This is a genomic window from Myxococcus sp. AB025B (assembly GCF_006518215.1).
In the GTDB taxonomy this organism is placed as follows: domain Bacteria; phylum Myxococcota; class Myxococcia; order Myxococcales; family Myxococcaceae; genus Myxococcus; species Myxococcus fulvus.
This window is the reverse complement of record NZ_SRLW01000674.1, coordinates 1-795: the sequence shown is the minus strand read 5'-3', so window position 1 is coordinate 795 and position 795 is coordinate 1. Positions and strand designations below refer to the sequence as shown.

Below are 795 nucleotides of genomic sequence, written 5' to 3'. Positions count from 1 at the left end.
CGCGTACCCGTCCGGCACGAAGCGCTTCGCCGTCAGCTCCGCCCTCTCGTGGTACCCCTGCGCCAGCTGCGCTCCTCCAATGTGCAGCTCTCCGGCCACCCCCACCGGACACAGCCTCCCCTTCTCATCCAGCACCAGCAGCTTCGTGTCCGGCAGCGGCACTCCAATCGGCGGCAGCCTCGGCCAGCTCCCCGCCGGCCCCCTCAGCCGGTACGCACTCACCACGTGCGTCTCCGACGGGCCGTACTGGTTCTCCAGCACGCACCCCGGCAGCTTCTCGAAGAGGGCCACCACCGCCGGCGTCACCTGCAACTGCTCTCCCGCCGTCACCACCTCTCGCAGCGACTGCGGCACCCTCGCCCCGTGCGCCACCGCGTCCGCCAGCGCCTGCAGCGCCACGAAGGGCACGAAGAGTCTCTCCACCCCCTGGCTCGCCATGAAGTCCAGCAGCGCAGGCACGTCCTGCCTCAGCGCCGCAGGCGGCACCACCAGCGTCCCTCCCGCGCTCCACGTCGCGAAAATCTCCTGGAATGACACGTCGAAGCTCAAAGACGCGAACTGCAGCGTCCTCGCCTCCGCCTTCACCGAGTGCGCCTTCTGCCACAGCAGCAGGTTGCACAGCGCCGCGTGCGACAGCGCCACCCCCTTCGGCTTCCCCGTGCTTCCAGACGTGTACACCACGTAGCACGTGCCACCCGGTGGCACCGCCCTCGGCGGCGCAATCTCCGGCCTGCGCGCCACCTCCCCCGCCTCCTCGTCCACGCACAGCGCCCTCTTCTTCACCCCCTCCGGCAG

General features: G+C 70.3%; 1 protein-coding gene. It reads right to left on the bottom strand.

Going from position 1 to position 795, the window contains the following annotated elements:
* The coding region (locus FL311_RS43450; protein ID WP_194869650.1) for an AMP-binding protein at positions 1–795 on the bottom strand (795 nt) is incomplete at both ends.